This is a genomic window from Psychrobacter sp. T6-1, from assembly GCF_052258445.1.
In genome coordinates, this window is the sequence record NZ_JBQQFC010000119.1 from 1 (window position 1) to 6,902 (window position 6,902).

General features: G+C 44.4%; 6 protein-coding genes. 2 read left to right on the forward strand and 4 right to left on the reverse strand.

What is annotated here, in order from left to right; all coding sequences use genetic code 11:
- The 3 genes from ACTXGO_RS07890 to ACTXGO_RS07900 form a co-directional block, all read right to left on the reverse strand.
- A partial coding sequence (locus ACTXGO_RS07890) for a PIN domain-containing protein (RefSeq protein ID WP_443573966.1) occupies positions 1-1,179 on the reverse strand: 1,179 nt, incomplete at its 3' end.
- A 31-nt stretch (positions 1,180-1,210) separates the two neighbouring features.
- Positions 1,211-2,470 carry an FAD-dependent monooxygenase gene (locus tag ACTXGO_RS07895; protein WP_443541341.1) on the reverse strand — a complete coding sequence of 420 codons (1,260 nt, stop codon included), beginning with the start codon at positions 2,468-2,470 and terminating at the stop codon, positions 1,211-1,213.
- Positions 2,471-2,536: 66 nt separating this feature from the next.
- Positions 2,537-3,847 (reverse strand): FAD-dependent monooxygenase, encoded by a 1,311-nt coding sequence (locus ACTXGO_RS07900; protein ID WP_443573968.1) that lies wholly within the window; start codon positions 3,845-3,847, stop codon positions 2,537-2,539.
- A gap of 438 nt (positions 3,848-4,285) precedes the next feature.
- Here ACTXGO_RS07900 and ACTXGO_RS07905 point away from each other — a divergent pair, with 438 nt between their 5' ends.
- Entirely contained in the window at positions 4,286-5,380 is a 1,095-nt protein-coding gene (locus ACTXGO_RS07905; RefSeq protein ID WP_317200316.1) for a PhoH family protein, read from the forward strand.
- A gap of 113 nt (positions 5,381-5,493) precedes the next feature.
- On the forward strand, positions 5,494-6,102 hold the full coding sequence (gene ybeY / locus ACTXGO_RS07910; RefSeq protein WP_443541339.1) for an rRNA maturation RNase YbeY: 609 nt from the start codon (positions 5,494-5,496) through the stop codon (positions 6,100-6,102).
- Between the two features lie 9 nt (positions 6,103-6,111).
- On the opposite strand, the gene ACTXGO_RS07915 is transcribed toward ybeY, so the two are convergent.
- Positions 6,112-6,902: mechanosensitive ion channel family protein (locus ACTXGO_RS07915; protein ID WP_443573970.1), on the reverse strand; the 791-nt coding region annotated here is incomplete at its 5' end.

A 6,902-nucleotide genomic window follows, 5' to 3' on the forward strand; every position in this document is an offset into this window, starting at 1 on the left:
CTTATTACTAATCATCTGTTTAATGAGATTATCAACTACTCTAGGGTCTTCATTGCGCAAATGGCTTTTAAGGTAGTTGATTAGACTTGATTTTTTTGACGGTCGAGATTTCAAAGGTCTACTTTTTATTGCCGTTATTGCACGTTGATATACTGTAGCGGAGGGCTTACTGATGTCACTATCATCGTTTGACACTTTGTTTGAAGGTGTTTTTTTATCCTCTAAAGTTGGATAGCAGATAGTCTCATTATTTTGCTTTATAAATTCCTGATTTTTTAGCCATGTTATGACTAAGTTTACTTGCTGTTCATCATTTTCTTGGCGATAGCTGGTAAGTTTTTGCTTGACTACATTTTTTAATCCAGCGATTGTCTTAGCTCTGCTAAGTAGAACCTGTTCAGTCACCAAGTCTAATATTCCTTGGCTATCTACTTTATAACTTAGTTTTTCACTTTTCCCATTGAGCTTTATAAGTCCTGATTTAATAAATTTATCAAAAACTTTTTCAACGATATAATCTTGTTCAGCATCATCAAATTTAACTAATGCTTTCGCTAAAGCATATTTTTTTATCGCAGATAATAGGTTTGACTTATAGCTTGGTAAAAACACCTCGCGATTTAACATCGAATCAAACACTAGAACATAACAATCATGGATAACTACTTTAGGTATTCTTTCTTCGAGAGATTGAACTAAAGCATTTTCATTTTCCACCACTACGTTACTGCCGCTATCGCACAAAATATTTTGACTAACAATCTGGATCTCCTCTATATCCGACTCTATATTTTCATCGAAATCATAAGTGAGACTTAGCTGATTAGCGTTTGTTGATCGCATAATGTTCATACCATCATAGACACTATTAAGATGATCAACCAAAACATCATAACCGCTATCTCTTGCTAAGATACAAACATCCGCTTGAGAATCAATTTCCGATATTTTGCCAAGATAAAAAGATAAGTAAAAATCCAGCGCATTTTTACCTGCATGTTGCATCCTAATAATATGCACATTTCTATTGTCAAATCTAAGCAGGGTTTCAACTAAATCAAGTGGTAGACTTTTTTGCTGATTTACACCTAAAAATAACCACACGTGACACTCATTTGTCTCTATATCATTAAAGCTTTTTGGCTGTATATTTTCGTAATCGATTAAAATATGTTTCATCAAAATGTTCTTATTATTTAATATTAGTTACCTAAACCCCACTCGCCTGCTTCGCAAACAGACGCATCAATGGCTTAATTTTACCAACGCGGTACATGCCTTCATTGCGGATTTGTTGGATGGGGCGCAGCTGCGCGACTGATCCTGCGAACAGCCAGTTTAGCGCCGAAAAGCTATGCATCATCAGGCTATTGTGCGGACGACGTAGGCGCTCATAACGGCGTAGGGTTTGAATGCTACCCCAAAGCGTGCCACCACTACGGGCAAAGTCATGAATGAGCTGATCATACAGCGCTTGCACGTCTAACATACCTAGGTTTAGCCCTTGTCCAGCGAGTGGATGTACACCGTGCGCGGCGTCCCCAATCAAGACCAGATTGTCTGAGGCATAGCTTTTAGCTTGCTGAGCCCCTAACGGCCAACTGGCAATGGATTCTATTTTTTCTATTGCCCCAAGCTCGTAGTTACTGGCAGAGGCTAGCTTATCAGCGATAGTACGCGCGTCCTCCTCTAGTAGTGCCAGCGCTTGATTGCGTGGCAACGTCCAGACAATTGATTGCCAATGCTGCGGGCGTGCTTTGTCTTCTTCTGTAATATCTGCCAATGGCAATAATGCTAGCGTTCCAGTGGGAAGCATGGCTTGACGGGCGGTGGCATTATGCGGTTTGGCCGTTTGAATGGCGCAGCAAATCGCGGTTTGATGATAGTCGAGGGTATCGAGTCCAATAGCAGCCTGCTTGCGCACGAACGAGCTGCGACCATCAGCACCGACCACCAGTTGAGCGTCGATAACGGTATCGTCATCTAGAGTGACGCGGTAGCCCAATTCTGCACCCAGCCAATCCATTTGCGTCACCTTTTGTCCTTTGATGACCGTTAGATAATCGCTTATATCCTCCTCCAACAGACGCTGCCATAGCGCGTGTTCAATGACTAAGGGCTCCACCATACTACCGAGCATTCCCTTTTCATTCTCTGTATCACTATCATCACCGAATAATAGCTCACCGCGACCGTTTAATTGCCACACCTGCATTTGTGAGTAGTCGGCTTTGCGCGCAGACTTGGCTATCTTTTGCCAAACTCCAACCTCCTCTAGCAGCTTGATACTTGCTAGACTTAGGGCATAGACGCGGGCATCACGGCGCTCGAGCACCGTTTGCCATTCAGCCTCGCTACGGATAGGGCTGGCGTCAACCAAAGTAACTGGCAACTTAGCTTGCGCAAGCTTTAGCGCTAGCGTCACTCCAACAACGCCGCCGCCGATGATAAGCGTATGATTGTGTTTCATAATTATTATCCAGAATATAAGCTGTAAGATATGTGATAGACGGTTATCGAGCTTTAAAAGTAGTGATTAAGACTTTAGCCCCATCGCATAAGTGGCTACTAAAGGCTTGATGTTTGGTAGCTTATCAAAGGCCAGTAAAGCGACATTACGCGCAAGCTTAATCGCTGGATTAGGATGGGTAAAGCCGTGCACAACGGCATCACAAAAACGAATCACCCGCTTTTGATCCGTTTGACGTGCTTTTTCATAGCGCTTTAATAATTGCGCGTCGCCAATATCAGCACCCTTTAATACTTGCGCGCTCATCATTTGCGCCAGCACATGCGCGTCTCGCATACAAAGGTTAAAGCCCTGTCCTGCGACAGGATGCAAAGTATGAGCGGCATTACCCATGACAACGCAGCGACCCGCAACTTGTTTGTCAGCGAGTACGCGCGTTAGCGGATACGCGCCGCGGCGACCGGCTTTGATAAAGGTGCCTGCGCGCGTACCAAAGGCCTGTTGCATCGTCGCCAAGAAGTGCGCGTCGTCGTCCAGATATTGCGTCTCCTCCCCATTCGGACAGACCCAGACCACCGAACGTCTATAACCTGCTTGGTATTCCTCATTGCCATCGCCCTCTGGATCAGTCAGTGGCAATACGGCAAGCGGTCCTGCTGGACTAAAGCGCTCAATGGCGATATGTTCGTGAGGCTTATCAGTTTCGACGACACCAACGATAGCCGTTTGGCCATAATCATAAGTCTTAGTGCCGATATCTAACAGCTGACGTACTGTCGAATCGCGTCCATCACAAGCCACCAGTACGCTACCTTGCAACTGCTGCGCGTCCTCATCGCCGTCATAATAGTTAAAGGTGACGCTGACGCTATTAGAGAATTGCTCGACGTTTGTGACATCAGCGTTATCGATAAGCGTAATCAGCGGCGACGCTTTGGCTGCTAGTAAAAGCTTACGCCCAAGCCAAGCGTTTTCCATCACTTGTCCAAAGGATTCAACACGCTCTTCTTCTTTATTAAGCTGCGCGCGCCCAAAGCTGCCCTGCTCGCTAATCTGTACTGCATCGATACGGCAAGCATGGCTTTGCAGCTCGTCCCACAACCCGATCTCTTGATAAATCTGTACGCTGCGCCGCGAAAGAGCGGTGTTGCGACTGTCTAAGTAGTGACTGCGCAGCTCGTCATCATCAGGGCTAATATCAGGATAGCTGTTTTTTTCCAGTAACGTGCTGGTGATACCATGATGCGCAAGCAATAGAGCAAAAGATAAACCCACATGTCCGCCGCCTGCTATCAGCACTTGCTGAGAGGTTAAGCTGTCTTTACTTTTAGAATGATCACTGGAACTTGGCTCTGTTATCTCTTCTATATCGTGCATAGTTGGCTATCCTATTTTGACTGGGTAAGTCTGTTTTTGGTATGAATTTCATTTAAAAATTTATTTTAGTAATAAAAGACACGTTTTATAAGTGTCTATATCGAATCGCTAATATTTAGAGCATAGATTAGTTTAGAGCATAAATTAGTTTAGAGGATAGATTACCACAAGTTGCCCCTTTTACATTCTGCTTGCTTGGCGTCTTTGACGATATCTATACCGTAGATGCATTAGCAAATGCCAGTTGTTGAACCAGAAAGCCATTGCTGACAATAGTAGTTGCAATCGCCATACAAAACAGACGGTTATCGCGTGCGGCGCGGCTTGAAATTTATATTCTATGAACCATAATGAGAGTAGAGATTTTAACTATTTTGTCAGCTATTTAACCCTAAAAATAAGGGTCAACCATACAAGGATAATCATTTGACTGATTCTATGAGCCGCCGTATCAAGTTTGAATCGCTTACCCCAGCTCAGCTCAAAACTGTGCTCGGTGAATATAATAATCACATGAAATATATTCAAGAGCGCCTCGATATCAAGATCAGCCAGCGCCAAGGCGATTTTTGTCTTAGCGGCGATATCACCAATGTTGAGCGCGGCGAACGTATCATCTACAAAATGGTAGACGAAGCACAGAACTCAAAAGACATCACTGCACAAGAGCTGCATCTTATTATTCAAGCCAGCATTTCACGTGATCAAGACATGGAAGACGAGAAGCAAGCCGCCAGAGCCGATGATGATGCTATGGATGAAGACGATAGCGCTGATGAGTTCACGCCAATCAGTCTGCGCACGCGTAAAGGTCGAATCATTCCGCGCGGCGGCAATCAGCAGCGTTATGTCAAAAACATTTTATCCTCTGATGTCTCATTTGGCATTGGGCCTGCGGGTACGGGTAAGACCTACCTTGCAGTCGCCTGTGCGGTCGATATGATTGAGCGTAACGAGATTGAGCGTATCTTGCTTGTGCGTCCTGCGGTAGAGGCGGGCGAAAAGCTTGGATTCTTGCCTGGCGATCTAACGCAAAAGATCGATCCTTATCTGCGTCCGCTTTATGATGCGTTATATGAGATGCTTGGCTTTGAAAAGGTTGGCAAGATGATTGAGCGGCAAGTCATTGAAGTCGCGCCGCTTGCCTATATGCGCGGTCGTACTTTGAATAACTCATTTGTAATCTTAGATGAGGCGCAAAACACCACGCCTGAGCAGATGAAGATGTTCTTGACACGTTTAGGTTTTGGCTCACGTGCGGTCATCACGGGCGATATTACCCAAGTTGATTTGCCTCGTGGTAGCAAATCAGGTCTTGCACAAGCGATGGATATCTTAAGCGGTATCGAAGAGATTCATATCACCAAGTTTGACTCAAAAGACGTAGTACGCCATCAACTCGTGCAAAAGATTGTCGAAGCGTATGACGTATTCGATGATGAACAGTTTGAGCTACAAGAAAAGCGTAAGTTTGAGCGCATCAAAGAGCAAGAGCGCCGTCAGGCTATAACGGATGCAGCAGCTAAGTTATAAGTACTTAGGACATGGTCACTTAAGGCATGGGCACTATAAGTATAATTATCATTTCAAAACCGGACTTAGTGTTCGGTTTTTTTGCATAACTTTTGTATAAGAAGGCTAATGTAATGGACAAAAACGATAGAGATGACATCAGTAGCGCTGATTCACACAGTGTTGATTTAGACAGTACCGATTTAGACATTAGCGCAGCCGAGAGTATAAATAGCGCTACTATAGAGAGCTTTTATAATCACAAAAATTTAATAGCCGTTATGCTAGCAACGCTTGAGTATATAGATGAGCGCATTGCAAATGGACTCGTGCTGCCCTATTTTGCAGCTATTGATAAGACAGTATGGCAAGATAAAATTAAATCAGTAGAGATCTATATCACAGATGAGCTCGAAGGACGCGCGCTAAATCTGGAGGCGCGAGACAAAGATTATGCGACCAATATTTTGTCGTATCCCAGTGACTTGCCTACCAGCATTATCCATCTAATGCCGACGCTACCTTTAGGCGAGCTGATTATTTGTCATGAGGTTATCGTGCGCGAAGCCGCCGAGCAAAATAAAAGCCTAGAGCAGCACATCAGCCACTTGCTAGTACATGGCATCTTGCATTTACTAGGCTTTGATCATGAAATCGGTCAAGCAGAGCAAGACGAGATGGAGCAGTTCGAGATTGAGATATTGGCAGGGTTAGGTATCCCTAACCCGTATTTGAAACAATGATCAAAAGCTTTAATCTTTATTCATCGGAATCTTTTGAGATTGATCCATATTGGTTATCATTTGATCTAGACCTTTAATATGCACGCTACGCTGCGGGAACGGAATGTCGATTTTTTCACTGTCGAACACGGCTTTGAACTGCTCGAGTAGATCGCACTGCATCGACCACCAGTCCGCGTTGGTTGTCCATACATTTAGGGTCAAATCGACTGAGTTGTCACCCAGATTGGTCACTCGTACGATAGGCTCAGGGTCATCAAAAGCGACGGGGTTTTCTTTAGCCAATTTAAGTATCAAATCCTTGGCCCTTTTGATATCCGCATCATAACCTACACCGATAGTGATATCGACGCGGCGATTGGGCAGCGCGGTGTAGTTGACGACTGCAGAGGTGGTGATATCGCCATTAGGGATGATGACGTCGTGGTTATTAATCGTAGTCAGGTGGGTATTGACCAAGGTAATCTCAGCGACTGTACCTGTGTAGCTACTGATCTGTACATAATCACCCTTAACAAAAGGCCGAAAAGTAACAATCATAATCCCCGCAGCGAAGTTTGACAGCTGATCTTTGAGTGATAGACCAATAGCGACTGCCGCACCGCCCAAAATAGCGACTACAGAGGTGGTATGGACGCCCACTTCATTAAGCGCAGCCAAAATAACAATAACCAGTAAAATACCGTAAAGCAAACGACTTAAAAAGTTGGCAGCGGTAGTTTCTAAATGGCTACGCACCATCATACGATTGACAAAAGTAACTAGCTTTTTGGCAATCCAGCGCCCCACTACGAATATGA

Bases quoted from the DNA above. Each gene is read 5' to 3' on its own strand.
- ACTXGO_RS07895 (WP_443541341.1), bottom strand. From the start codon at position 2,470: ATGAAACACAATCATACGCTTATCATCGGCGGCGGCGTTGTTGGAGTG.
- ACTXGO_RS07900 (WP_443573968.1), bottom strand. From the start codon at position 3,847: ATGCACGATATAGAAGAGATAACAGAGCCAAGTTCCAGTGATCATTCT.
- ACTXGO_RS07905 (WP_317200316.1), top strand. From the start codon at position 4,286: ATGAGCCGCCGTATCAAGTTTGAATCGCTTACCCCAGCTCAGCTCAAA.
- ybeY (WP_443541339.1), top strand. From the start codon at position 5,494: ATGGACAAAAACGATAGAGATGACATCAGTAGCGCTGATTCACACAGT.